At 65.2% G+C, this 23,756-nt stretch carries 17 protein-coding genes and 1 pseudogene; 3 read left to right on the top strand and 15 right to left on the bottom strand.

The window, feature by feature from the left end; translation table 11 throughout:
* Positions 1–20 precede the first annotated feature (20 nt).
* The 10 genes and pseudogenes from LB571_RS18825 to LB571_RS18870 form a co-directional block, all read right to left on the bottom strand.
* Complete coding sequence (locus LB571_RS18825; protein WP_015316934.1) at positions 21–902, bottom strand: EamA family transporter; 882 nt, start codon at positions 900–902, stop codon at positions 21–23.
* Between the two features lie 410 nt (positions 903–1,312).
* Positions 1,313–2,395: a sensor histidine kinase gene (locus LB571_RS18830; RefSeq protein ID WP_140716345.1), complete on the bottom strand. Its 1,083-nt coding sequence runs from the start codon at positions 2,393–2,395 to the stop codon at positions 1,313–1,315.
* A 401-nt stretch (positions 2,396–2,796) separates the two neighbouring features.
* Positions 2,797–4,092, bottom strand: coding sequence for an HlyD family type I secretion periplasmic adaptor subunit (locus tag LB571_RS18835; RefSeq protein ID WP_224596834.1), 1,296 nt, complete (start codon positions 4,090–4,092; stop codon positions 2,797–2,799).
* Between the two features lie 11 nt (positions 4,093–4,103).
* Positions 4,104–6,125 (bottom strand): type I secretion system permease/ATPase, encoded by a 2,022-nt coding sequence (locus tag LB571_RS18840; protein WP_224596837.1) that lies wholly within the window; start codon positions 6,123–6,125, stop codon positions 4,104–4,106.
* A gap of 98 nt (positions 6,126–6,223) precedes the next feature.
* Positions 6,224–8,482, bottom strand: coding sequence for a hypothetical protein (locus LB571_RS18845; protein WP_224597183.1), 2,259 nt, complete (start codon positions 8,480–8,482; stop codon positions 6,224–6,226).
* A pseudogene (locus LB571_RS18850) lies at positions 8,468–8,967 on the bottom strand (TolC family protein); the annotation flags it as partial. The pseudogene LB571_RS18850 and the gene LB571_RS18845, both read right to left, overlap by 15 nt.
* An 11-nt stretch (positions 8,968–8,978) precedes the next feature.
* Positions 8,979–12,134, bottom strand: coding sequence for an efflux RND transporter permease subunit (locus tag LB571_RS18855; RefSeq protein WP_224596840.1), 3,156 nt, complete (start codon positions 12,132–12,134; stop codon positions 8,979–8,981).
* Positions 12,135–12,138: 4 nt separating this feature from the next.
* Positions 12,139–13,413, bottom strand: a complete 1,275-nt coding sequence (locus LB571_RS18860; RefSeq protein WP_224596844.1) for an efflux RND transporter periplasmic adaptor subunit — start codon at positions 13,411–13,413, stop codon at positions 12,139–12,141.
* A gap of 278 nt (positions 13,414–13,691) precedes the next feature.
* A complete protein-coding gene (locus tag LB571_RS18865; RefSeq protein WP_224527071.1) occupies positions 13,692–13,922 on the bottom strand; it encodes a hypothetical protein in 231 nt (76 codons plus the stop codon).
* Between the two features lie 103 nt (positions 13,923–14,025).
* On the bottom strand, positions 14,026–14,727 hold the full coding sequence (locus tag LB571_RS18870; RefSeq protein WP_224596847.1) for a hypothetical protein: 702 nt from the start codon (positions 14,725–14,727) through the stop codon (positions 14,026–14,028).
* A gap of 221 nt (positions 14,728–14,948) precedes the next feature.
* Between LB571_RS18870 and LB571_RS18875 the strand changes: the two genes are divergently transcribed.
* Entirely contained in the window at positions 14,949–15,677 is a 729-nt protein-coding gene (locus LB571_RS18875; protein ID WP_140617985.1) for a response regulator, read from the top strand.
* Positions 15,674–16,915: an ATP-binding protein gene (locus LB571_RS18880; protein WP_224596851.1), complete on the top strand. Its 1,242-nt coding sequence runs from the start codon at positions 15,674–15,676 to the stop codon at positions 16,913–16,915. The genes LB571_RS18875 and LB571_RS18880 overlap by 4 nt, the downstream gene beginning before the upstream one ends.
* 75 nt (positions 16,916–16,990) lie before the next feature.
* On the opposite strand, the gene LB571_RS18885 is transcribed toward LB571_RS18880, so the two are convergent.
* Positions 16,991–18,451 carry a hypothetical protein gene (locus LB571_RS18885; RefSeq protein WP_140792455.1) on the bottom strand — a complete coding sequence of 487 codons (1,461 nt, stop codon included), beginning with the start codon at positions 18,449–18,451 and terminating at the stop codon, positions 16,991–16,993.
* A 271-nt stretch (positions 18,452–18,722) separates the two neighbouring features.
* On the opposite strand from LB571_RS18885, the gene LB571_RS18890 reads away from it, so the two are divergent.
* Positions 18,723–19,325 (top strand): sulfotransferase family protein, encoded by a 603-nt coding sequence (locus tag LB571_RS18890; protein WP_224597186.1) that lies wholly within the window; start codon positions 18,723–18,725, stop codon positions 19,323–19,325.
* A gap of 84 nt (positions 19,326–19,409) precedes the next feature.
* On the opposite strand, the gene minE is transcribed toward LB571_RS18890, so the two are convergent.
* From minE to LB571_RS18910, 4 genes are all read right to left on the bottom strand, one after another.
* Positions 19,410–19,682, bottom strand: a complete 273-nt coding sequence (minE, locus tag LB571_RS18895) for a cell division topological specificity factor MinE (protein WP_023774842.1) — start codon at positions 19,680–19,682, stop codon at positions 19,410–19,412.
* Positions 19,679–20,494, bottom strand: a complete 816-nt coding sequence (gene minD, locus LB571_RS18900) for a septum site-determining protein MinD (RefSeq protein WP_015316922.1) — start codon at positions 20,492–20,494, stop codon at positions 19,679–19,681. The genes minE and minD overlap by 4 nt, the downstream gene beginning before the upstream one ends.
* Positions 20,495–20,661: 167 nt before the next feature.
* A complete protein-coding gene (gene minC / locus LB571_RS18905; protein ID WP_224596853.1) occupies positions 20,662–21,540 on the bottom strand; it encodes a septum site-determining protein MinC in 879 nt (292 codons plus the stop codon).
* Between the two features lie 158 nt (positions 21,541–21,698).
* Positions 21,699–23,756, bottom strand: a complete 2,058-nt coding sequence (locus tag LB571_RS18910) for a response regulator (protein WP_224596856.1) — start codon at positions 23,754–23,756, stop codon at positions 21,699–21,701.

Raw genomic sequence — 23,756 nt, forward strand, 5'->3', positions numbered from 1 at the left:
GCGGTCCTGGCGTCCGTCCCCTACTCCGGCGACGGCACCGGCGGCTTCGAGGTTAGCGCGGTGCCGGCGGCGGCCACGATCACGGCGGCGATGCCGGCCAATTGCGGCGTGGTCAGGCTTTCCCGCAGGAACAGGAACCCGGCCAGCGCGCCAAGCCCCGGCTCGAGGCAGGTCAGCGTGCCATAGATGCGCGCCGGCATGCGGGTCAGCGCCACCATCTCCAGGAAGAACGGCAGCGCGCTCGAGAACAGGCCGACGAGCAGCGCGCTGACCAGGATCGACGGCGCGAGCAGGCCGCTTCCCGCCTCGGCAATGCCAAAGGGCAGCACCAGCACAGCGGCGATCGCCATGCCATAGGCGGTGGTGCGGGTGCCGAGTTCCGCGCCCGCCTTCTGCGCCAGAACGATATAGAGCGCCCAGAACCCGCCGGCCGCCAGCGCCAGCATCACGCCGATCGGGTCGAGCGGCTTTAGCGAGTGGATGAAGGGCGACAACAGCACGATGCCGGCGACCGCAAGTGCGATCCAGGCAAAGTCGCTGGCCCGCCGAGAGGTCAGTGTCGCCACCAGCAGCGGACCGGAAAACTCCAGCGCCACCGCGACGCCAAGCGGGATCCTGGCAAGTGCCGCGTAGAACAGAAGGTTGAGCGCGCACAGCGTCACCCCATAGGCGATGAGCCACGGCATGGTGGCGCGCGAGGGCCGTACCTGCCAGGGCCGCAGCACCGCGATCAGCATCAGCGCGCCGATGACCAGCCTGAGCGTCGTCGTGCCTTGCGCGCCGATCACCGGAAACAGCGTCTTGGCGAAGGTGGCGCCGATCTGGATCGACACCATGGCCCCCATCAGCGCCGCGACCGGCAAGGGTGCGGCTTCGCGGCTGGCAAGCGGCATTGATGTCACTTGTGCTTCATCTCCATGCCCGACGCGAAAACCTGCCCGGCAGCAATGCAATAGGATGAACCGGCCTGGCTGTCGTGAGACAGCGCGGATGCCTCGATGGGGGCACGGCCAGAAACGGTCGATGCCGTAAGGCGATTCCGCCACCGACAGCGCTTCGGGCGCCGGCGCGACACCGATGGCCGCCGGCCCACGGACGCGTCGCTGGCGGCGGCCCGGTTGAGTTCGACGACGGTCCCTGCCCTGAGCAGATGCGCCGTAGTCGGTCAGCGTGGTGGGCGAAAGCGCCGTGCGCCGCGCCAGTTCGGCACGACTGCGGACCGTCGTCGCGCAGCATGCGCAGGATCGCCGCTCCAAACTGGATTTGGCAGAACGCCGAACCCGCCCTAACCAGTTGGTTTCCTGGAATTGCCCTAGGCCGCGGCGGCGGAGCGCTTGAACACGATCGTGACCCGCGTGCCTTCGTCGGCGCTGGAAGTCACGTCGAACTCAGCCTTGGCGTTCTCTGTCAGCGATTGTGCGATGAGCGCGCCGAGCTTGCCTTGCTTGGGCCAGCTCTCGCCTTCCGGCAACCCGATCCCGTCATCGGCGACGACGACGCGGCAGCCATCCCCGTTCACGACGCTGTGCAGCGTGATCGTGCCGCTGTCACGCCCGCGAAATGCATGCTTGAGCGCGTTGGTCAGCAATTCGTTGACCACCAGGCCGGTGGGCATGGCAACGTTGATCGAGACCGGGTAGGTGTCCACCTTCATGTCGAGGCGAATGCCCTCGACAGCATGCGAACTCATCACGGCTGACGCGATCTGGCTCAGATAGACGCCGAGATCGACCTCCTCCTTGTGCTCCTCGCCCGATAGCGTTTGATAGAGGATGGCCAAGGCGTCGACGCGGCCGGCCAGTCTTTCGAAGCGTTTCCGGTCCGGCTCGGTCGCATTGCGCGTTTCGAGGCGGATCAGGGCGGTGATCATCTGCAGATTGTTCTTCACCCGGTGCTGCAATTCCCGCAGCAGCGTGTCTTTCTCGCGGACGCGCTCCTCGATCGAGCGCGCATCTTCGGTTTCGCCATGCGCTGAGACGTCGACCAGTGCCACCAGCCGGAAGCAGGCCTTGCCGTTGTCGTCCTCGATGACGTTGGAATAGACGTCGACGATCGCAGGCTTGTCCTCGGCCCGCTCGAGCCGGAACGTGCCGACGAAATCGGTCCCGTCGACCACCGCATGGGACAGCGCGCTGTCCTTCTGCTGGTGCAGGCCAATGCCGGAAAGTGCCGCCCAATGCTTCTGGGCGAGGCTGGCCGCCTTCAGGCCCGACAGTTTCTCGAACTCCGGATTGGCATAGACGACACGTTCCTGCCCGCCGAGGTCCGAAACGGCGATGGCAATCGGCACCTGGTCGAGGAACTTCTTGAACTGTTCGCTTTCCAGCGCGCTGGCAAGGTCGGGCGTTTCCAGCAACTGCTCGACCGTTTCCGCCTTATCTGAATTCGATGTCATCTCTTGCATCCAGGAATTTTCTGGACGCCACCAATATCAGCGAAGCGATGCGCGAGCTATCGCCAAAAGTGCCACTTTCACCGGCATCAGGACTAGGCCCGCGCCGGCCTGGTCCCGCGCAACGGCAGCGCCATGGTGAAATCCAGCCCGTCGCCAAGATAATTCAGCTTGATGATGGCATCGCATTGCAAGCGTTCCCCAGCCTGGAACCCTGCAGGAACCCGAACCGGTCAACTCTGGCCGGCCACCTTCGCCAGCCGCGGACCGGTCTTGCCGTCGACGATTTCGGGCCTGGCGCTGTCGACCGCGCCGTCCAGCCGCCGCCGAGCGCCTTGTTGAGGGCGATGTAGTCGGTCGCCAGAAGGACGCGGCTCTGCAACAGCGAATGCCGAACATCCCGCTCATTCCCTGAAAGCGCGGCTGATCTGATCCTGCAGCGGTTTGACGAGATAGGAGATCACGGTCCGGTCCGCGGTCTTGATGAAGGATTCGACCGGCATGCCGGGAACCAGCTTGACCTCGCCGAGGCGTGCCACCTCGGCATGCGTGGTTGCGATGCGAACGGTGTAGTAGCTGATGCCGGTGCGCTGGTCGGTCGTCGTGTCCGGTGAGGTCCGTTCGACCGTGCCGTTGATTTGCGGCGTGGTGCGCTGGTTGAAGGCCGAGAAGCGCAGCGCCGCCGACTGGCCGACCCAGAGCTGGTCGATGTCGCTCGGCGCGATCTTGGCCTCGACCGTCAGGCTGTCGCTATCGGGCACGATCTGCATGATCGTCTGGCCAGGGGTTATCACGCCGCCGATGGTGTGAGCGATGGACTGCTGCACGACGCCGTCCTGCGGCGCGCGGATGTCGATGCGCCTGAGCTGGTCCTCGGCGGCAATCTTTCGTTCCGTCAGCTCGCCGATCTTGCCGTCGATCTCGCGCAAATCCTTGTTGACGTCGGTGCCGAGTTCGAGGTCGATCTGGAGGACCTGCAAATTGATCTCGGCGATCTTGCCCTGGGCCTGTGCCAGGGCCGCCGTCAGCTGGCCGCGCTCGCCGTCGAGCCGCGCCGACTCGCGCTCCATGGCGGTCAGGCGATCGATTGAGATCAGCCGCTTCTTCCACAGTGCGCGTATGCTGGCCAGTTCCTCCTCGACGAGCGTGATTTCCTGCGACTTGGCTTCGACCTGCGCCGTGTCGCCGCCAATCTCCTTCTGCAGCTGCAGGATGCGCTCCTGCAGCTGGCTCTTCTGGCCGGAACGACCCGCACGCCTTGTTTTGAAAACCTGTTGCTCGCCGGCCATCATCGCGGCGATCCCCGGACTGGCGCGGCGATCGAAAAGATCTTGCGAAAAGACGATGGTGTCGGAGCCCTGGCGTTCGGCTTCGAGGCGCGCCTTGCGTGCCGACAGCTGATCGAGCGCCTTGGTGACGACGGCGAGGTTGGCCGCCGGCACGGTAGGGTCGAGGCGCACCAGCAGCGCCCCGCGCTTGACGCGGTCGCCGTCACGCGCCGAGATCTCGCCGACGATGCCGCCGGTCGAATGCTGCACATCCTTGACGTGGGAATCGACGACGAGAACCCCAGACGCGATGACCGCTCCCGAAATCCGCGTCAGCGAGGCCCAGCCGCCGACGCCGCCGACCAGCATCGCGACCGCGATGAGGCCCATATGCATGTAGCGCCGGATGGATTGGTGGGAAGCGTTCGACATCGTTCCCCCCGTCATTCGCCCGCCGCCGCCACGCCAGGCGATGGCGCCGGCCCTTCGGTGGCGAGCCTGAGGTGCGGCACGGCGGCCACTGCCGGTTGCGGCCGCGGAAACAGCTTGGCCAGAACATCGTCCTTGAGGCCGAACGCCTGGACGCGGCCCTGGCTCATGGCGAGGATGAAATCGACTGTGCTGAGCGCGCTTGGCCGGTGCGCCACGAGTACGACGATGCCGCCACGCTGCCGCACCGAAAAGATCGCCTGGAACAGCGCCTGCTCGCCTTCGGCGTCGAGGTTGGAATTCGGTTCGTCGAGCACCACCAGGAAAGGGTCGCGATAGAGCGCGCGGGCCAGCGCGATGCGCTGGCGCTGGCCCGCCGAGACGGCTTCGCCGAGTTCGCCGATCTGTGTTTCGTAGCCATCACGGAAACCGACGATGAGGTCATGCGCGCCGGCGGCCCTGGCGGCGGCAATCACCAATGCGGGATCGGCGCCGGGCTCGAAACGCGCGATGTTCTCGGCGATCGAGCCAGCAAACAGCTCGACGTCCTGCGGCAGATAGCCGATGAACCGGCCACGATCCTCCGGCGACCACTGATCGAGGTCGGCGCCGTCGAGCCTCACCCTGCCGGCGGCGGACGCCCAAGCGCCGACAAGCGCCCTGACCAACGTCGACTTGCCTGAGCCACTCTGGCCGATGATGCCGACGGCGTGTCCCGCTTCCAGCGCAAAGCTGGCATCCTGCACCAGAAGGCGCTGCGTGCCGGGTGCGGCAACACTGACACCCTGCATGAAGACATGGCGGCTCGGCGCCGGCATGGCCATCGGCTCGGCGTCGGCCGGCAAAGCGGCGAGAATCCTGGTCAGCCGCTGCCAGCCCTGCCGCGCGGTCACGAAACCCTTCCAGTTGGCGATGACCAGATCGACGGGTGCCAGCGCGCGGCCGCTCAGGATCGATGCGGTGATGATGATGCCCGCGGTCGCCTGCTGCTCGATGACCAGCCAGGCGCCAATGCCGAGCATGGCCGATTGCAGGAGCATGCGCAGCACCTTGGACACGGCGCCGAAGCCGCCGGCGATGTCGCTGACGCTGCGCTGCTCGGCGAGATAGTCGCGGTTGGCCTCTTCCCATCGTTTCGCCATCCGGCCGCCCATGCCGAGCGCCGCGATGACTTCCGCATTGCGATTGCCGGTCGTGGTCAGGCCGTTGCGGATGATGCCGGTCTGGGTGCCTGATGTGACCGGCTTGCGCGTCAGCCGCTCGGCAAAGACGGTCAACAGCACCAGCACGATCGCGCCGATCAGGGCGGTCACGCCGAGAAGCACGTGGAACATGAAAATGATGGCCAGATAGAGCGGCAGCCACGGCAGATCGAACAACGCGGTCGGGCCGGTGCCCGACAGGAAAGTCCGCACGCTGTCGAGATCGCGCACCGGCTGCATGCTGTCGCCGTTGCGGCCGACCTTGAGCGGCAGCTTGAGCACGCTGGAATAGACGCGGGCGCCGAGCACCTCGTCGAGGGCACCGCCGATGCGCACCAGGATGCGGCCGCGGATGAAATCGAGCCCGCCTTGCCCGGCATAGAGGATGGCGACAAGCAGGCTGAGGCCGATCAGCGTCGGCACGCTGCGGCTCGGCAGCACGCGATCGTAGACCTCGAGCATGTAGATCGAACTGGACAGCATCAGCACGTTGAGGACGCCGCTGAACAGCGCGATGGCGATGAACGCCGAGCGGCAGGATTTGATCGCCGCCGCGAGTTCCGATCCCTGCTGTTGTCTGGCGTTGGGCTGCCGGGCGTTGTTGGGCTGCCGGGTACTGGGCCCGGCAGCATCTCGCGCCGTCGCCGTGACGCCGGGGGCTGCGTCCGGACCGGCTTCAGCGCGAAAGGGATTGCGTTCCCGAAACAGCAGAAGTGCGCCGGATATCGCCAGCGCCAGGCACAGCAACCAGACGCCCTGCGATGCCGTCAGCACGCCGCCGAGCCCGAGAAAAAGGGCGCAGGCTATCAAAACCAGACCCAAGGACCTGATCATGGCCTGCGCCGATTTGAAGATGGTGGAGGCCCTTCCCATGCCAATTCATGCGAGCAGCGCTGCGGCAAGACACCCGACCGGAAGGCCGGGAGCCTGCCTCAGGCGATCCCCGTCAGGCCCCCCACTTGAGTCTGCGCCACCTCATGCAGCGTGAGCCAGAATTGATCGAGCGTGTTGGGATGCTCGTCGATGATGTTGGTCCCGTCGAACCAAGCGACATGCCCGTCCGGCCCGGATGTCACCAGTTGCCCCTGGTTGAACCACATCAGCGCGTTCTTCAGGCCCTCGCCGTCGGCCTCCTTGCCGCCGTTCCAGTCGACGATGCCGGAGCTCGCGTCGGTGACGTCGACATATTTGGTCCAGGCAACCGTGTTTGTCTTGACCGCAGGCCCCTTCAGCGCGGTGCCGACCTGATCGACGACGCCATCGTTGTCGGCGTCGACATTGACGCCGAGCCCGGCCCAGGTCCCCTGACCCTTCAGCCACATCACCGCCTCGTCGATCAGGTCGTTGGGCTGAGCGACATGGTTGTCGATGTTGAGCTGGGTGGCGATTGCCTGCTGCAGCATGATCACGCGCGCATCGCCACCCGCCGAACTCGATTCGATGGCCTTGGCCAGCGAGGTCGAAATCAGGAGGTCGTGCGCATCGTTGGCAATGCCGTCGCCGTTGCTGTCGCCGAGCAGCAGATAGCCGTCGCTACGCGGATTGACGTCAAGGCTGGACAAGACGCCGCTGGCCACCGCGCTCTTAGTGGGATTGCCCTCATTGCCGGCGACATTGTCCCAGGCATCGGAATGGCTTCCCCAGAACCCTTGTGTCAGCGCCTTGTTCGAGAAACCTTCGTAGTCGCTGTTGTCGGCGGCGAGCGGCGTGCGCGAATGTCCGGCCGTGTCGACATAGGCGTCGGTGGTGGCTGTTGCATTGTTGACGTAGCTGCCGAGCTGCGCGATGCCCGTCGCCTGGTAGTGCCAGGTCTCATTTATATCGAGCAGATTGTCGTGGTTGGTGTCGCCGCTGTTGAAGCCGCCGCTGAGGATCGCCGTCGGATGGAAATCGTCGCCGGTGCCGGCGGTGCCGTTGTCGTCGGTCACGACCACATGGGCGAGCGCGACATTGCCGTCGTTCTTGACATCGTAGGTCCAGGTCACGGCTTGGCCCTGGAAGATGTTGAGGCCGTGGTCGACGGCGTTGGTCTTCTTGTCGAGCGTGATGTGCGGATTGGCGCCGAAATAGCCGGAGTCGTCGGTGGCCGTGTCGGTGCCGGTATGATTGGCATCATCGGTGAAGGAGCCGGAGGCGGTGCCGGTGTTGCTGTAGGCGCCTGTCACGGCGGTGCCGGTTGCCGAGAACTTCCAGACTTCACCGATGTCGAGCTTGTTGTTGTCGTTGACGTCACCGATGTTGGTGACATGGCCACCGCCAAGCACCGCGCCCGGCGTCACGCCGGCGTCGCTGTCGGTTACCGTGACGCCCGACAGGGCAACGTTGCCGACATTGGTCACCGTGTATTCCCACGAGATCGGCTCGCCGGTCAGGATCGTCAGAGTGTCGCCCTTGGTCCCGTCGTCGACCGTCACCTTGTCGATCTTGATCTCGGGATCGGCGCCGAAATAGCTGGAGCCGTCGCTGTCGGTGACATTGACTACCCCGGCCGAGCCCGTGACCGTGCCAACATTGGTGTAATCGCCGACGACAGCCGTGCCGGTGCTCGTGCCGATGAAGCTCCAGTGCTCGGTGGTGTCGAGCTTGCCGTCATGGTTGGTGTCGCCGACGTTGAAGCCGCCGCTGAGAACCGCCGTCACGACCACGTCATTGTGGTCGTCGGTGACGACAATGTTCGACAGGGCGACATTGCCGGTGTTGCTGACCGTGTATTGCCAGGTGATCGTATCGCCGGCGAGCACGCTCAGCCCGTCGCCGATCGCCGTGCCGTCGACCGTTACCTTGTCGATGCCTATTCCAGGCGTATCAGTGCCGGTGCCGGGGGTCGTGAGGGTGCGCCACTCCTCGAAGCCGCCATTGGCTCCGGAGAAGCCCGAAGACAGCGTGACATAGGAATCGGGCGAGACACCGGCCGCCGTAAAGTCGCTGACCGGGACGAGCACGCGGTAGTCGTCCGTCCCCGAGCCATGATTGGAATCGATCAGCAACTGGTCGGCGGTCAGGTGGAAGACGGTGGTGAACCCTGCAAAGTCAGCATTATAGTCGGCAAGCGTCGCTCCGGCATTGGAGATGTAGATATCCAGCCCGGTCAGCGTGATGTTACCGTTTACATCATTGTTGCTTTCGTTCAGGTCCAGCCGAAACTCGATATACTGGACGCCGTCGACAGTGATCGCCTGCGAGGCGTCCACACCATAGCGTGCGGCCTCGACGCCCCGGCGGTTGGCGCCGAACAGGTCGAGTTCCCAACTGGCGTCGAAGCCCGATGATACTGGCTGTAGGCATCGCTGGCGGTGCCGTCGGCCGCGGCGGCGGCAGTCCTGTTGCGCGTCGCCGATGCCGAGCCGTCGGCTGACGGGAACAGCGTGCCGGCGCTCTGGCGGTAGTCGGCGCGCGCTTCGCGGATCTTGGCCTTCGCCGTGGCGACATCGAGGTTGCCGGCGACTGCTTCCTCGACAAGCGTGTCGAGCTGCGGGTCGCGCAGGCGTTGCCACCATTGCGACAGCTGCGCCGGCTGGACGGACTTGGTCGGCTTCTCACCGCTCCAGTTTGCCGGTATCGGCAGGTCGGGCCTGCGGTAATCCGGACCGACGACGCATCCCGCGAGCAAGGCCGCGCCGACAATAGGCGCAAGGAGCCGCCCCGCGGCCACCGAGCCACGTTCAAAACCTGTCATGTGAAGAACCCTTACTGCTGGTTGGCCGTCACCGGCGTTTCGCCCGTATCCTGCCCGGGATCTGGTTTGGCCACCCTGCCCTTGAAGATGCGCCGCACCGTGACGAACAGCAGCGGCACCAGGAACACACCGATCACGGTCGCGGCGATCATGCCGCCCATCACGCCGATGCCGACGGAGTTCTGCGCGCCCGAGCCGGCGCCGCTGGCGATCGCAAGCGGCGTGACGCCGAGGATGAAGGCCAGCGACGTCATCAGGATCGGCCGCAACCGCTGTCGCGCCGCCTCGAGCGTTGCCTCCACCAGCCCCATGCCGGCCGCCTGCCGTTCAATGGCGAACTCGACGATCAGGATGGCGTTCTTGGCGGCGAGGCCGATCGTGGTCAGCAGGCCGACCTTGAAATAGACGTCGTTGGTCTGGCCGAACAGGCTTGCCGCCAGCAGCGCGCCGAAGATGCCGATCGGTACCGACAGCATCACCGCGAACGGGATCGACCAGCTCTCATAGAGCGCGGCCAGGCACAGGAACACGACCAAGGCCGAGATCGCATAGAGCGACATCGCCTGGTTGCCCGAAAGCCGCTCCTGATGCGACAGCCCGGTCCATTCATGCGAATAGCCGGCCGGCAGTTGCGCGACGAGTTTGTCGATCTCGTCCATCGCCGCACCCGAGCTCACGCCCGCTGCCGCCGCGCCCTGGATCTCGACCGCGGCCGAACCATTATAGCGTTCGAGCCGGGGCGAACCGAATGTCCAGTGGCTGGAGGCAAAGGCCGAGAACGGCACCATGGCGCCGCTTGAATTGCGGACCTGCCATTTGTCGAGATCCTCCGGCTGCATGCGGAAATTCGCGTCCGATTGCATGTAGACCGGCTTCACCCGTCCGCGATCGATGAAGTCGTTGACGTAATCGCTGCCCCAGGCGCTGGACAACGTGTTGTTGATGTCGGCAAGGCTGACGCCCAGCGCGCTCGCCTTCTCCTGGTCGATGTCGACCGAGAATTGCGGCTGGTCCTCCTGGCCGTTGGGACGCGTGTTTGCGAGCACCTTGCTCTGCCCAGCCAAGGCCAGAAGCTGGTTGCGCGTCTGGATCAGCGCGTCATGGCCGGCGCCGTTGACGTCCTGCAGGTAGAAATCGAAGCCGTTGGTGTTGCCGAAGCCCTGGATGGCCGGGGGCGCCAGCGCGAAGACCTGCGCATCCCTGATCTTGGAGAACGCGCCCATGGCGCGGCCGGCGATCGCCTGCGCGGCCATTGCGGACGACTTGCGCTGGGCGAAATCCTTCAGCCGCACGAAGCCGATGCCGACATTCTGCCCGGCTCCGCCGAAGCCGAAGCCCGACGCGGTGAAGACCCCGTCGACGGCGTCCTTTTCGTCGTTGAGATAGTGGTCGGTGACTTGCTTCAGCACGCGCTCCGTGCGGTCCTGCGTGGCGCCGACCGGCAATTGCACGCTGGTGATCAGGATGCCCTGGTCTTCTTCCGGCAGGAACGAGCTCGGCAACCGCGCAAACATCCAGCCCATGGCGACGACAATGGCGAGGAAGATGGCAAGAAATCGCCACGACCGGTTGATGATGCCGTGCGAGCCGTCGCGATAGGCCGTCGTGCCGCGATCGAACATCCTGTTGAACCAGCCGAACGGACCGGTCTGCGTGGCATGGTCCTTCGGCCGCCGCAGGATCGTGGCGCACAATGCCGGCGTCAGCACCAGCGCCACCAACACGGACAGCACCATGGCCGAGACGATGGTCACCGAGAACTGCCGGTAGATGATGCCGGTCGAGCCGCCGAAGAAGGCCATCGGCACGAACACCGCTGACAGCACGGTGGCGATGCCGACCAGCGCGCCGGTAATCTCGTTCATCGATTTTCGCGTCGCTTCTTTCGGCGACAGATCTTCCTCCTGCATGACGCGTTCGACATTCTCGACCACGACGATGGCGTCGTCGACGAGCAGGCCGATGGCCAGCACCATGGCGAACATGGTCAGCGTGTTGACCGAATAGCCGAACAGCGACAGCACGCCGAACGTGCCCAGCAGCACCACCGGCACCGCGATGGTCGGGATGATCGTCGCCCGCAAGTTCTGCAGGAAGATGAACATCACCAGGAACACCAGCACGATCGCCTCGGCTAGCGTCTTGACCACCTCCTCGATCGACAGCCGCACGAAGGGCGAGGTGTCGTAGGGATAGACGACCTCGACGCCTTGCGGGAAGGTCGAGCTCAGCCGGTTTATCGTCGAGCGCACCGCTTCGGCGGTGCTGATCGCGTTGGCACCGGTCGCCAGGTTGACGGCGACGCCCGCCGCCGGCTTGCCGTTGTAGTTGGCTTGCGTCGTATAGCTTTCGGCGCCGAGTTCGACGGTGGCGACGTCGTTGAGGCGGACCAGCGAGCCGTCCGTCTGGCTCTTCAGGATGATGTTGCGGAACTGTTCGGCGGTTTGCAGCCGGCTCTTGGCGGTCACCGTGGCGTTGAGCTGCTGGCCCTTGCGCGCCGGCAGGCCGCCGAGCTGGCCGGCCGAAACCTGCGTGTTCTGCGCCTCGATGGCGCTCGCCACGTCGCTTGGCATCAGCGCGTATTTGGCCAGCTTGTCGGGGTCGAGCCAGATCCGCATCGCATAGCCCGAGCCGAAGAGCTGCGTCGAGCCCACGCCTTCGACGCGCTTCAGCGTGTCGTTGACGGTGGCGTCGACATAGTCGGCGAGGTCGGTCGAGTTCATCTTGCCGTCGCTGGAGACGAAGCCGATGACCATCAGGAAGCCGGTCGAGGATTTGGAGACGGTGATGCCGTTGCTCTGCACTACCTGCGGCAGTTGCGACTGCACCAGCTGCAGCTTGTTCTGCGTCTGCACCTGGGCGGTGTCGGGGTCGGCCGAACTGGTGAAGGTCAGCGTGATCGACGCAGAACCGGTCGAGGTCGACGTCGCCGTCATGTAATCGAGGTTGTCGATGCCGGTCATGCCTTGCTCGATGACCTTGGTCACCGAGTTCTCGACCGTCTGGGCGTCCGCGCCCGGATAGGTGGCGCTGATATTGACCGTGGTCGGCGCGATCTGCGGATATTGCGAGATCGGCAGCGTGGTGAGTGCGAGCAGACCGCCCAGCATGATCACGATGGCGATCACCCAGGCGAAGATCGGCCGGTTGATGAAAAATGCTGACATCGTCTCAGTTCCCGGTCGACGCGGCGGGTTGCCGGCCGGTGCTGGCCACCTTGGATGGGGCCGGCAAGGCGGAGGTCTGGCCGCGATCCTTGATCTCACCGGTCGCCTCGTCAATCGTCACTTCGACGCCGGTCGCATCGCCGCCGGGGCGCACGAGCTGCAGGCCCTCGACGATGACACGGTCACCATCGCCCACGCCGCTGTCGACCAGCCAGCTGTTGCCGACGGTGGTGCGCACGGCGAGCACGCGCGTCTCGACCTTGCCCTGCGCATTGATGACCATGGCCGTCGCCTCACCCTTCGTGTTGCGGGTGACGGCGCGCTGCGGCACGAGAAAACTGTTCTGGGCAACGCCCTCCTCGACCAGCGCCCGCACATACATGCCCGGCAGAAGCAGGCGGTCGGGATTGGGAAACTCGGCCCTGAGCGCGAACGTGCCGGTGGTCTGGTCGACATTGGCGCCGGCGAATTCCAGCTTGCCGGTCTGCGCGTAGATGGTGCCGTTCTCGAGCTTCAGCTTCACGCTGACATTGGGGCCGCTGAACTTCAGCCGCCCTTCCGAGATCGCCTGGCGCAGGTTGAGCAAATTGGTGCTCGACTGCGTGACGTCGACATTGATCGGGTCGAGCGAGCGGATCGTGGTCAGCACCGTCTCCTGGTTGGCGGTGACCAGCGCGCCCGGTGTCAGCGTGGACTTGTCGATGCGGCCTGCGATCGGCGCGGTGATCGAGGTGCGGTCGAGGCTGATGCGCGCGGTTTCGGCGCTCGCCTTGGCGGAAGCCACATCCGCCTGCGCCTGCGCAAGCGTGGCGGCGGCGTCATCATAATCCTGTTTGGAAACAACGTTCTGCTTCAACAGGCCGGCGTATCTGTCGAACTTGGCCTGCGCGGTAGGCACCGCCGCCGCCGCCTTCTGCTGCGCCGCGACCGCGCTGTCATAAGCCGCCTTGTAGCTCGCCGGGTCGATGAGGTAGAGCGGCTGTCCCGCCGCCACCTCGCTGCCTTCCTTGAACAGCCGTTGCTGGATGATGCCGTTCACTTGTGGACGCACCTCGGCGATCAGCGAGGCCGCCGTGCGCCCCGACAGTTCGGCTGTGATCGCCACCGATTGCGGATGCAGCGTGACGACGCCGACTTCCGGTTTGCCGACGCCGCCCATGCCTGCGGGAGCCTTGCCGCCCTCCTGTGAGCAGGCCGCCAGGAGAAGGGCTGCGGCAAGAGCCGTCCAGGACGCGAGCCGGCGAACCGGCGGGGAGGACTGGCTAGACTGCATGGACATGGCTGAATGATCTTTCGCTGGAGGTGCGGTGACCGCATGGGCGTTGGCCAATGCAAAGCGAGGGCGAACGCCGGCGGTCGCAGGTGAGGCTTGAGACGGACGATGTCGTGACGAGGGGTCGCGCCCACTTGCGGGCGGCGTCGAGCAGTGCTTCGAAGCGGCTCATGTCGCGCTCCTTCTTCGTGGCTGGAGCGCACCCGAGGATCGGATGGCTGGCCGCGATGCCCTCCGCGCCATTATGCCGATCAGCACCGACATGCCAAGCGCCTTGCCAGGTCTCACGCGATCTTGCGGTCATGATTTCCGTGGCCATCGGCGTGCCGCGAGATCGGCAGCGACAGGCGCCAGGCGGCGAATTCCAGCCGGATCGCGCCTTGCAGCGTGTCGACCGGCAAGGCCGGCGGCGTTGCGGCATGATCGATGCGCCGGCCGAACGAATATTTCGGGCTGGCCGATGCGATCAGCCGCAGCAGCATCAGGGCTTCCCACATTGTCGTGCCTTGTTGCATGGGGTGAATCCGGGAAGGCGCGATCCGCCATCCCGGAGAAGGAAACCCGGCCGGCCCGGGAACGGGTTGGGTACCGGGGCCGGCCGGCGCAGCCGGTCGGTTGTCAGCCGTTCCCGGGCTGGGGCGGCGGCATCGGGCCATCATTGGGCGGGCCTGCCGGACCGACTGCGTCATTCGGCGGGCCGCCCCATGGACCGGGGGGTGGTCCATGGGGGCGTTCCGCCGAAACGACGATTTCGAGCTGTTCAGGCGTGAGCTTGGCGCGCAGCTCGGCGATCGCGTCCTTCAGCTTGGCGGCCGAAGCCGCACGCGCCGTGACGTCGTCTGCCAGCCTTTCCTGGAAGGCGAACGGATCGGGCTTGCCGGCCGGCCCTGCATCGGGACCTCTCGCCTGCGGCCCGCCATCCGGCCCTCCAGGCCGGCCAGTGCCGCCCGGACCACGATCCGGCCGCGGTGGCGAAAGCACCGCCTGCAGCGCGCTGGTGTAGTCGCGCCAGGCGTCGAGCTGTTCGCTGCGGATGCCGACGCGTGTTTCGAGCGCGGCGAGCCGGGCGGCCAGCATGAATTCCGGCGGCGGCCCCACGCGGCGGGGGCCGAAGCCTTGCGGGCCGAAACTGTGCGGGCCAAAACCTTGCGGACCCCATCCTTGCGAAGGATGCGGCATCGAGCCATGGTCCGTTCCATCCTGCATTGCCATGGCAGGCGGCGGCCCGCCTGGCGCCGCGCCCGGGTCGGGCTGCGCCGCCAGCGCGGGGTGGATGGCGGCGGCGGAAAACAGGCCGAGCGCAAGAAGTCTGCTTCGCATGACGGTATTCCTTTCATCCATGCTTTGGACGTCAGGAGGATAGGAAGCGTGTTTGTCTGCTTCGCGTCGGCATGTTGCCGAAGGTTTCCGCAAAAGGGCAATTTGTTTCCGAATGTTGCCATCCCCCGGCCAGAAACATTGGGTTGCAATTTTCCATGCCGCTTGCGCGCGCGCTCCCTATAATCAGGACAAGCCCTGGGATCATGGGCAAGGGCACGATAATGCAGTCACAACCCCATATCCTCGTCGTCGACGACGACCGCGAAATCCGCACACTGCTCGGACGCTATCTCGATGGCCAGGGTTTTCGCGTCTCGGTGGCGGCCGACAGGCGCGAATGCGAGCAGAAGCTGGCCACTGGCCAGTTCGACCTGGCCGTGCTCGACGTCATGCTGCCGGATGGTTCGGGGCTCGACATCTGCCGGGGCTTGCGCGACCGCAAGCCGCATATTCCCGTCATCCTGCTGACGGCGCTGAAGGAGGATGTCGACCGCATCATCGGGCTGGAACTCGGCGCCGACGACTATCTCGGCAAGCCGTTCAACCCCCGCGAGCTCACCGCCCGCATCCGCGCCGTGCTCAGGCGCTCGACGCCGGAAGAAGCGGCGCCCGCGCCTCCGCCCCGCGCCTACCGCTTCGCCAGCTACAGGCTGGAGCCGGACACCCGCAAGGTGACGGATGCGCAGGGCGCGGCCGTCGATCTCACCGGCGCCGAATTCGACCTGTTGCAGGTGTTCCTCGACCGCCCCGGCCGGCTGCTGTCGCGCGACCAGCTGCTTGATCTCACACAAGGCCGCGAACGCGACCCGCTCGAACGCTCGGTCGACGTGCTGATGAGCCGGCTGCGCCGCAAATTCACCGATACCGGCGACGGGCCGCTGTTCAAGACGGTGCGCAATGGCGGCTACCAGCTAACCGCGCGCGTCGAGACGGTGGAGGCGCAGGCGTGAACTCGCTGCGCCGCCGCCTCATCCTGTTGCTGGTCGCCTCCATCGTCGGTGTCGTCGGCCTGGCGACGGCGGCGGTCCTCAGCGTGCGCGGCGGCGGGCCGCCGCCGGAACTCGTCGTGCCATGGGTTGCCCAGCAGATGGAACTCGTGGTGCGGCTGCTGCCGGGGCCGATACCGGATGTGCTGCGAGTGCAATTCAGCGACCGGCCGGCGGATGGCAAGGTGGACCGGCAGGAGACGGCGATGCTCAATGATCTGCTGCGCCGCCGCGGCTTCGACGTGCTGGCCATTGTCAGCGACAAACCGGGTGAACCCAGCCAACGTGCCTCGATGCGCCTGCCCGACAGCCGGTGGGCGATCCTCGAAATAGCACATATCGATCCGCCCAGGCGCGAATGGCTGGTTCTTGCCGGCTGGATCTCGCTGATCGTGGCCGGCGCCACCGCCGTCTCTGTCTATTTCACCTCGGTGCTGATCCGGCCGCTCGAAATGCTGGAGGCCACCGTCTCCAAGATCGGCAGGGACGGCGTGCTGGCGCCGGTGCCGGAGGTGGGCTCGGCCGAGGTCAAGGCCACGGCGCACGCACTGAACCAGCTCTCGTCCAGGCTGAAGACCGCCATGGAAAGCCGCATGCGGCTGGTGGCCGCCGCCGGCCACGACCTGCGCACGCCGATGACGCGCATGCGGCTGCGCGCCGAATTCCTCGACGAGGAGCGCGACAAGTGGCTGCACGACCTCGACGAGCTCGACCGCATCGCCGACAGCGCCATCCGCCTGGTGCGCGAGGAGGTGAACCAGGATGCCGTCGAGCCGCTCGACCTGGAAAAGATGGTGCGCGACATATCGGCCGAGATGGTCACGCTCGGCCATTCCGTCTCGATCGGGCATCTGGACAGGGTTGCGGTCCGCGCCGGCGCGCTCGGCCTGCGCCGCGCCCTGCGCAATCTGGTCGTCAACGCCGCCACCCACGGCAAGGCCTGCACGATCGCGCTCGACCTCGCCGACAGGCGCGCCGTGCTCTCCATATCGGACGTCGGCCCGGGCATTCCGCCCGACCTCATCCACAAGGCCTTCGAGCCCTTCTTCCGCGTCGACCCCGGCCGCCAGCAATCCATTCCAGGCGCCGGCCTCGGCCTCGCCATCGCCAAGGAGATCATCGAGCGCTACGGCGGCACCGTGACGCTGGAGAACCGCCAGGGCGGCGGGCTGGCGCAGACGGTGGTGTTCGCGGCGGTGTGATTGGGTCAGGCCCGTCCACATCGCGAAAGGCAGCCCAATGCGGGGACTGCCAAGCAACGAGGCCTGCGAAGCGCGCTACGACGTGGCGCGCAGATTCCTGCGGATGGGACGCCTGCCCGTTGCACGGGCTTTCTCGGCCACCACGGCGGCTATCTCCACCACCTCGCCCTCGCGCGATTTGCCGTTGGTGGCCTTGTGGAGCCGCTCGTAGGGCAGCAATTCCTTGATCCGGGCATTGAGCGACGCGATTTCGGCCCGCAAATCCTCGCATTCCTGCCGCTGGACATCCCGTTGTATGTCCTCCGATGCCTGTTGCAGCGCAAGTTGCGAAAGATTGGCGTTCGCCTTCGAAAGACTCAGCTTGTCGGCTTCGTTCTCGTCGGTGAGCGCGGACAATCTTTCATCGGCGATTTTCTTTTCGGCCACTGCGTCGTCCAGGTCGGTCTTGAGCCTGGCGATTTCGGCGGCAGCCGCACTGTTCTCGTTCGAGGCCCGCTCCAGCCGCGATTCCAGGTCTTGGATCTCGGACCGCAATCCGCGCATCTCCGTCTGGCCGCGAGCCCGTTCGGCTTCCCAGTCGCCTTCCATCAGGCTGGCCGTTTCGGTCTTTTCCGCCAGCTTCGCCTGTGTGGCCTCGAGCGCCTTCTGCAGCCGGATCTCCTCTTTCTCGCTCTTGCCAAGCGCCGCCATCAGTTCGGCAAGGCGCGCCGCTTCGCTGGCGTGGACTGCCGAAAGCTCGTCCAGCCTGTGGCGCGCCTGGCTCTCCCGCTTCAGCACCTTGTCGAGTTCGACCGACAGGCTGACATGTTTTTCCCGCAGCATCTTGCTCTCGCGCAAGCGCCTGTTGGCCTCGACCGTCCTGGCGGTCAGCCGGTTGGCGATGTCGCCGAATTCCGCGTCGCGTTTGGCGCTGGCATTGCCCATCTCGGCGAGCTCGAGCCTTGCCGCCGCGAGCGCTGTGCGAAGCGCATCCCGGTCCTGGACCAGGTCTGTCTCGCGCTGCTGCAGCACTTCGCACGTGCTGTCACGCTCGCGCAGCTTGGCCGCCGTGTCGTGCAGCTTTTCCGACAGCGCTCTTTGCTCGGCGATCAGGCCGGCGTTTGCGAGCTCCAGCTCATTGGCGCGAAGAATGTCGGTGTGGAGGATGTTGAGGAATTCGCGCGTCAGATGGTGCGAGGTCGAGATTTCCGACAATTTGCCGTTGATCTCATCCAGATAATCCCTGGCGTCGTGGAACATTCCTTCGAAGGCGTTCAACGCCGCGAGCCGGGTCTGGGCATGGGGCGTCAGTCGTGGCGTGGTTTCGGCGGTGTCGGTGTTGCCCGCATCGTCGGGATTGTCCGCGCCCTCCGCTTGCGCCGCATCGGCCTGGGGTGGCGAGACGGTTGACGCGTTATCGGGGACATCGTCGCCCTGTGGCGGTGCCTCGAATTCGCTGTCGAGGCTGGCATCCAGGGCGTCTGCCAGATCGTCCTGCAATTCCTGGAGTGCGTCGTCTACGTCTTCAGCACGCTTGATCAGGCTCTTGAAGTTCATACGGAACTCCCTCTTACGCAATCAAAACCAGATATTTAACAAACTGCTAATATGTATCCTTACATCCGCTTATTCCGCAGGGGAAGCCCCCCTAGGGAAATGTAAATTTCAGACATTTGGGGATTTGCACCGCCGCGACAGCCAGTGCCGGGTCCCGGGCTGGCACAGACCGTAGCGTTCGCGGCGATGTCAACGCTTCTCGTGCATATTCGGTGTGCAGCCTGATATGCTGCCAGCAAACGGCTTGCAGATCGAACGGGAGGGGATGGAGATGTCGATCAAGGTGATCGGAACCGGCTTTGGCCGAACGGGCACGGATTCGATGCGCGAGGCGCTGGCCATTCTCGGCTACGGTCCCTGTCATCACATGCATGAAGTGATCGGCAACGAGGAGCAGAAACGGATGTGGCGTGCGCTTGCCCAAGGTGCCGCGCCGGACTGGAACCAGCTGCTGTCGGGCTATGTCTCCTGTTTGGACTGGCCTTCGGCGTACTACTGGCGCGAACTGATCGATTTCTATCCGAATGCCAGGGTGATCCTGACCTACCGCTCGGCCGAAAGCTGGTGGGAGAGTTTTGAAAAAACGATCGCGGCGGGACTTGAGCAAAGCGTCGATCAAGAATCGCTGGGCCTCGCCCTGATCGCCAGGCAGGTGTTCGGCGGCCGGCCCGGCGATCGAGCGCATGCCATTGCCTGCTACGAGGCCAATGTCCGTGCGGTGTACGCCGAAGTGCCACGGGAGCGGCTGCTGGTCCACGCTCTTGGCGACGGTTGGGAACCGCTGTGCACCCATCTGGACGTTGCGATACCGGATCAGGACTATCCCAATCGCAACAGCGCCGCGGGCTTCAGGTCGAGATTTTCGCTGAACTGATCTGGACGAAAACCGGCGGTGCCGGCCCGGCAATCCGGGTTCCTCGCCCCCTGTGGAGCGGGGCGAGGAAAAGGCGCACCGTTTTTACCCCGCCATGGCCAGCGGCACGGCGCTCTTGTTGGGGATCTGGATGTCGATTTCCAGCGTCGACATGGTCTCGCCCCGATCCATCGACACCTGGAGATAGTCCTGGTCGATCTGCACATGCTTGGCGATCACAGCCATGATCTCCTCGCGCAGAATGGAGACGAGGTCGGGCTGGCCACGGCTGCGGCGCTCATAGGCGAGCAGCACCTGCAGCCGCTCGCGCGCCACCGGCGCGCTGGTGCGCCGCTTGAAGAGGTCGAGGATGCTCATGCGGCCCTCCTTCCGAGCAGACGGTCGAGGAAACCCTTGCGTTCGAAGGGAACCACCACCGGCAAATCTTCGCCTTCAAGCCGCCGTGCCGCTTCGAGATAGGCCTTGGCGGCGTTGTTGAGCGGTTCCGACAGCGTCACCGGCGAACCGAGGTTGGAGGCGCGCAGCACATCCTGGCTTTCCGGGATGATGCCGAGCAGCGGCACCGACAGGATTTCCAGCACGTCGTCGATCGAGAGCATTTCTCCCCGCGCGGCGCGCGCCGCGTCATAGCGCGTGACCAGCACATGCTTGGCGATCTGCTCGCCCTGTTCGGCGCGCATGGTGCGGGCGTCGAGCAGACCGATGATGCGGTCGGAATCGCGCACCGACGACACTTCCGGATTGGTGACGATGACGGCCTCGTCGGCAAAACGCATGGCGAGCTGCGCGCCGCGCTCGATGCCGGCCGGGCTGTCGCAGAAGACATAGTCGAAGACCGAGCGCAGCTTGTCGATCACCTCGCCGACGCCGTCCTCGGTCAGCGCGTCCTTGTCGCGCGTCTGCGACGCCGGCAGCAGGAACAGCGTGTCGACGCGCTTGTCGCGGATCAGCGCCTGCGACAGCTTGGCCTGGCCCTGGATGACGTTGACGAGGTCGAACACGACGCGCCGCTCGGCGCCCATGATCAGGTCGAGATTGCGCAGGCCGACGTCGAAATCGACCAGCGCCACCTTCTTGCCGGTCTTGGCGACCGCGGCACCCAGCGCGGCCGTCGAGGTGGTCTTGCCGACGCCCCCCTTGCCCGATGTGACGACCACTACCTTGCCCATGGAAAAAGCCTCCGTTGCCTGTTGTCGTTTGTTGTGCCATGCGCCGCACGGCTGTTGTCAGAGCCTGCCATCATGCCATCCCAAACCGGTCCGAGGCTTGCGCGCGGCGATGCCTCAGCGCTTGTCCGGGCCGGAACCGTGAAGCCGGGCGTCAGCATCGCGCCGCCCTAGTTCAGCGGCACGACGGCGAGCATGTCGCCTTCGAGGAAGGCCTGCACGGCCTTGCCGCGCGAGACGCCTTCCATCTCTTCGGCGGTGGTGTACCAGCCGTCGATCGAAATCAGCTCCGCCTCGTTCTTGCGGCAGAAGATGCGTGCCGAGCGATTGCCCTGCGAGCCGGCGATGGCGCGGCCGCGTAAGGTGCCATAGACATGGATAGAGCCCGCCGCGATGATTTCGGAGCCGGACGCGACCGAGCCCAAAACGATGACATCGCCATGTGGATGGAAGATCGACTGACCCGAGCGGATCGGCGACTTGACCATAAGCGTGCCGGCCTGGACAGTTTCGATCGCGCCGGCTTCCGCGGCCTTGGCCGCCTTGCCCTTGCCCACCTCGGCCCTGGCTTCGCCGGCCTTGCCCTCGCCTGCCTTGACTTCGCCGGCCTTTACTTCGCCGGCCTTGCCGGCATCCTTGCCGCGATCCGAAAACACCGTTTCCAGCTGGCCGGCTTCATCAGCCGCCTCCGCCTTGCCCTTGCGGCCGGGCTGCGACAGCAGGCCATCCGTGGTGGCCTCCTTGGCGCCGCCAAGCAACGGCGGCAGGTCAAGCCCGAGCGAGGCGCCTTCAAGCTCTATCGCATAGACCCGGATGCCTCGCGCACCGAGGGAAGCAACCAGCAGCCCGATGTCGGCGACGTCGGGCTTCAGCACGTTCAGATCGAGCACCACCGGCCGTCCCGCAAAATACCCCGGCGAATTGCCGATCCAGTGATCCAGCCCCTCCAGCCAGGCGGAAATCGGCGCCTCCGGCGTGAGCGTAAAGGCCACGAAAGAACGGGCGCGAAAACGAATGGATTTTGTTTCGACGGGGGCGGCAAAGGTCACGGCCAGCGAATCCTTACTGAGAGGTAAACGCTAGGGGGTTAATGGTTAACGAATGGTTAACGGCAAGGGGCAACTCGGCAGCTGGTGCGAGAAATTGGGAGGTCGGCTAAGCGCCTGCGGAGACCGACGACAAGCGCGGCTCCCCCGAACCACGGCCTTCAGCGGCGGCGCGAAGCTGATCGAATGGCTGCTACCAAATGGGCATCTTCGAAGGGCTTGCTGATCAACGCCACGTCGTGAGGGCGGTCCGAGATCTTCTCGGCATCGGCGTAGCCCGTGACGATGAGTGCCGGCCAATCCGCGCGCAGGCTTCGGGCGAAGCGGATGACGTCGATGCCCGAAATGAGCGGCATGGCGAAGTCGGTTACGATGACGTCGAAACGGTCCGGTTCCTTTTCGATGGCGGCCAGTGCCTGGGCGCCGCCGGAAAACGCCGTCACGTCGAAACCCGATTGCCGCAGCGACATCGCCGTCAACTCCCGCAGGGATTGACTATCGTCGACGAGCAGAACAGTCGGCAACTGATCCTCGGCCGCCGTCGGGAGGTCGGTGCCGGCATTGTTGGCGGCACTGGCTTCGAAAACGAGCTCATCCCTGGCGGTAACGTCTTGCGCCTCGCGTGAACGGGGCAGCCAGAGCTCCATGGTGGTGCCGTGGCCAAGCTCGCTGTCAATCCTGAGCGTGCCACCCGATTGCTTGGCGAAACCATAAACAGTGCTGAGGCCCAGACCCGTGCCCTTCCCGATCGGCTTTGTCGTGAAGAACGGCTCGATCACCTTGCTGATGACATCCGCGGCGATACCTGTCCCGGTGTCCTCGACCGCAAGCCTGACATAGTCGCCCGCGGCAAGCCCCTGGCCGGAATGGCCGACGCTGCGATTGTGGGCCCTGACGCAGATTGTCCCGCCGGAAGGCATCGCGTCGCGGGCATTGAAGACCAGGTTCATCAAGGCAAGCTCAAGCTGCGCCGGGTCCGCATGCACCGGCCATATGTCGTCACCGACATGCCAGTCGAAGCGCACCAGGCCGCCCAGGATCGGCGCCACAAGGCCGGTCATCGTGTCTCCCAGGCTCGACATCCGCACGGCAACCGGTTTCAGATCCTGGCGCCTTGAAAAGGCGAGCATGCGCTGGATGAGGTCCTTGCCCTGGGAAGCGGAGCGGCGCGTCATGTCGAGAACCTGGGCCGCCTTGCCGTCGAGGCTCACTTGCCTTTCGAGCAGGCTCAGCCCGGAGAGGATCGCCGCAAGCAGATTGTTGAAATCGTGGGCAAGTCCGCCGGTCAGCTTGCCGATCGCATCGAGCCGCTGCGATTGCAGCAATTGGCTTTCCAGATGGCGCTGCTCGGTGATGTCCTGCATGGTGCCCAGCAGTTCGAGCCCGGCGCCATCCCTGGCGACCACTCCCTGGTCGAGGAATATCCGGTATTCCTCATTGGCGCATCGCCAGCGGAACTCGCACGCATAAGAGCCGGTCTCGTGGGCGGCCGAAAGCGATCTTGTCACCGCGTCCCGGTCAGCCGGATGGACCCGGCTGATGCCGAAATCTGGATCCGCCATGAACCGGTCCGGAGAAAATCCCGTCAACCGCTCGACCCCCTTGGAAACATAGCTTGCGGCGAATGGCGCCTCGGCCGCGCGGGCGTGAAAACAGATCGGCAGCGAAGCGAGGATCGTCTCCTGCCGGGCCTCGGAATGCCGCAACGCCCGCTCGGCGTCGAGCTTGTCGGAGGTCGCCTTCAGCGCTCGCTCAAGCAGCAGTTGCTCCCTGGCCGCATTCCGTTCGATTTCCCTCGTCTTTTCATAGAGATCGACGAAGACCATGACCTTGGACCGCAGCATCGACGGGTCGAATGGCTTGAACAGATAATCCACCGCGCCGGCGTCATAGCCGCGCAACATATGTGCTTCTTCCTTGTTGATGGCGGTCAGGAAGATGATCGGCGTGGCGTTCGAACGTTCGCGCCTCCGGATCAGCGAAGCGGTTTCGTAGCCGTCGAGACCGGGCATCAGCACATCCAGCAGAATGACGGCGAAGTCGTCCTTGAGCAGAAAGCGCAGCGCCTCGTCGCCCGAATGGGCGCAAATCACCTGCCCGACCCCGTCAAGTGCCTCCTCTATGGCAAGGAGATTTCGCGCGTCGTCGTCGACGGCGAGAACGCGAACCGGCCCCAGCTTTTCGAACGGTTCGCTGCTTTCTGCTTCCATAGCGGCCAT

It is taken from the genome of Mesorhizobium sp. BR1-1-4 (genome assembly GCF_020165375.1).
In the GTDB taxonomy this organism is placed as follows: domain Bacteria; phylum Pseudomonadota; class Alphaproteobacteria; order Rhizobiales; family Rhizobiaceae; genus Mesorhizobium; species Mesorhizobium australicum.

Bases quoted from the DNA above. Each gene is read 5' to 3' on its own strand.
- LB571_RS18890 (WP_224597186.1), top strand. From the start codon at position 18,723: ATGTCGATCAAGGTGATCGGAACCGGCTTTGGCCGAACGGGCACGGAT.
- LB571_RS18865 (WP_224527071.1), bottom strand. From the start codon at position 13,922: ATGCAACAAGGCACGACAATGTGGGAAGCCCTGATGCTGCTGCGGCTG.
- LB571_RS18830 (WP_140716345.1), bottom strand. From the start codon at position 2,395: ATGACATCGAATTCAGATAAGGCGGAAACGGTCGAGCAGTTGCTGGAA.
- LB571_RS18910 (WP_224596856.1), bottom strand. From the start codon at position 23,756: ATGGCCGCTATGGAAGCAGAAAGCAGCGAACCGTTCGAAAAGCTGGGG.
- minE (WP_023774842.1), bottom strand. From the start codon at position 19,682: ATGAGCATCCTCGACCTCTTCAAGCGGCGCACCAGCGCGCCGGTGGCG.
- LB571_RS18875 (WP_140617985.1), top strand. From the start codon at position 14,949: ATGCAGTCACAACCCCATATCCTCGTCGTCGACGACGACCGCGAAATC.
- minD (WP_015316922.1), bottom strand. From the start codon at position 20,494: ATGGGCAAGGTAGTGGTCGTCACATCGGGCAAGGGGGGCGTCGGCAAG.
- LB571_RS18855 (WP_224596840.1), bottom strand. From the start codon at position 12,134: ATGTCAGCATTTTTCATCAACCGGCCGATCTTCGCCTGGGTGATCGCC.
- LB571_RS18840 (WP_224596837.1), bottom strand. From the start codon at position 6,125: ATGATCAGGTCCTTGGGTCTGGTTTTGATAGCCTGCGCCCTTTTTCTC.
- LB571_RS18835 (WP_224596834.1), bottom strand. From the start codon at position 4,092: ATGTCGAACGCTTCCCACCAATCCATCCGGCGCTACATGCATATGGGC.
- LB571_RS18885 (WP_140792455.1), bottom strand. From the start codon at position 18,451: ATGAACTTCAAGAGCCTGATCAAGCGTGCTGAAGACGTAGACGACGCA.
- LB571_RS18870 (WP_224596847.1), bottom strand. From the start codon at position 14,727: ATGCGAAGCAGACTTCTTGCGCTCGGCCTGTTTTCCGCCGCCGCCATC.
- LB571_RS18860 (WP_224596844.1), bottom strand. From the start codon at position 13,413: ATGTCCATGCAGTCTAGCCAGTCCTCCCCGCCGGTTCGCCGGCTCGCG.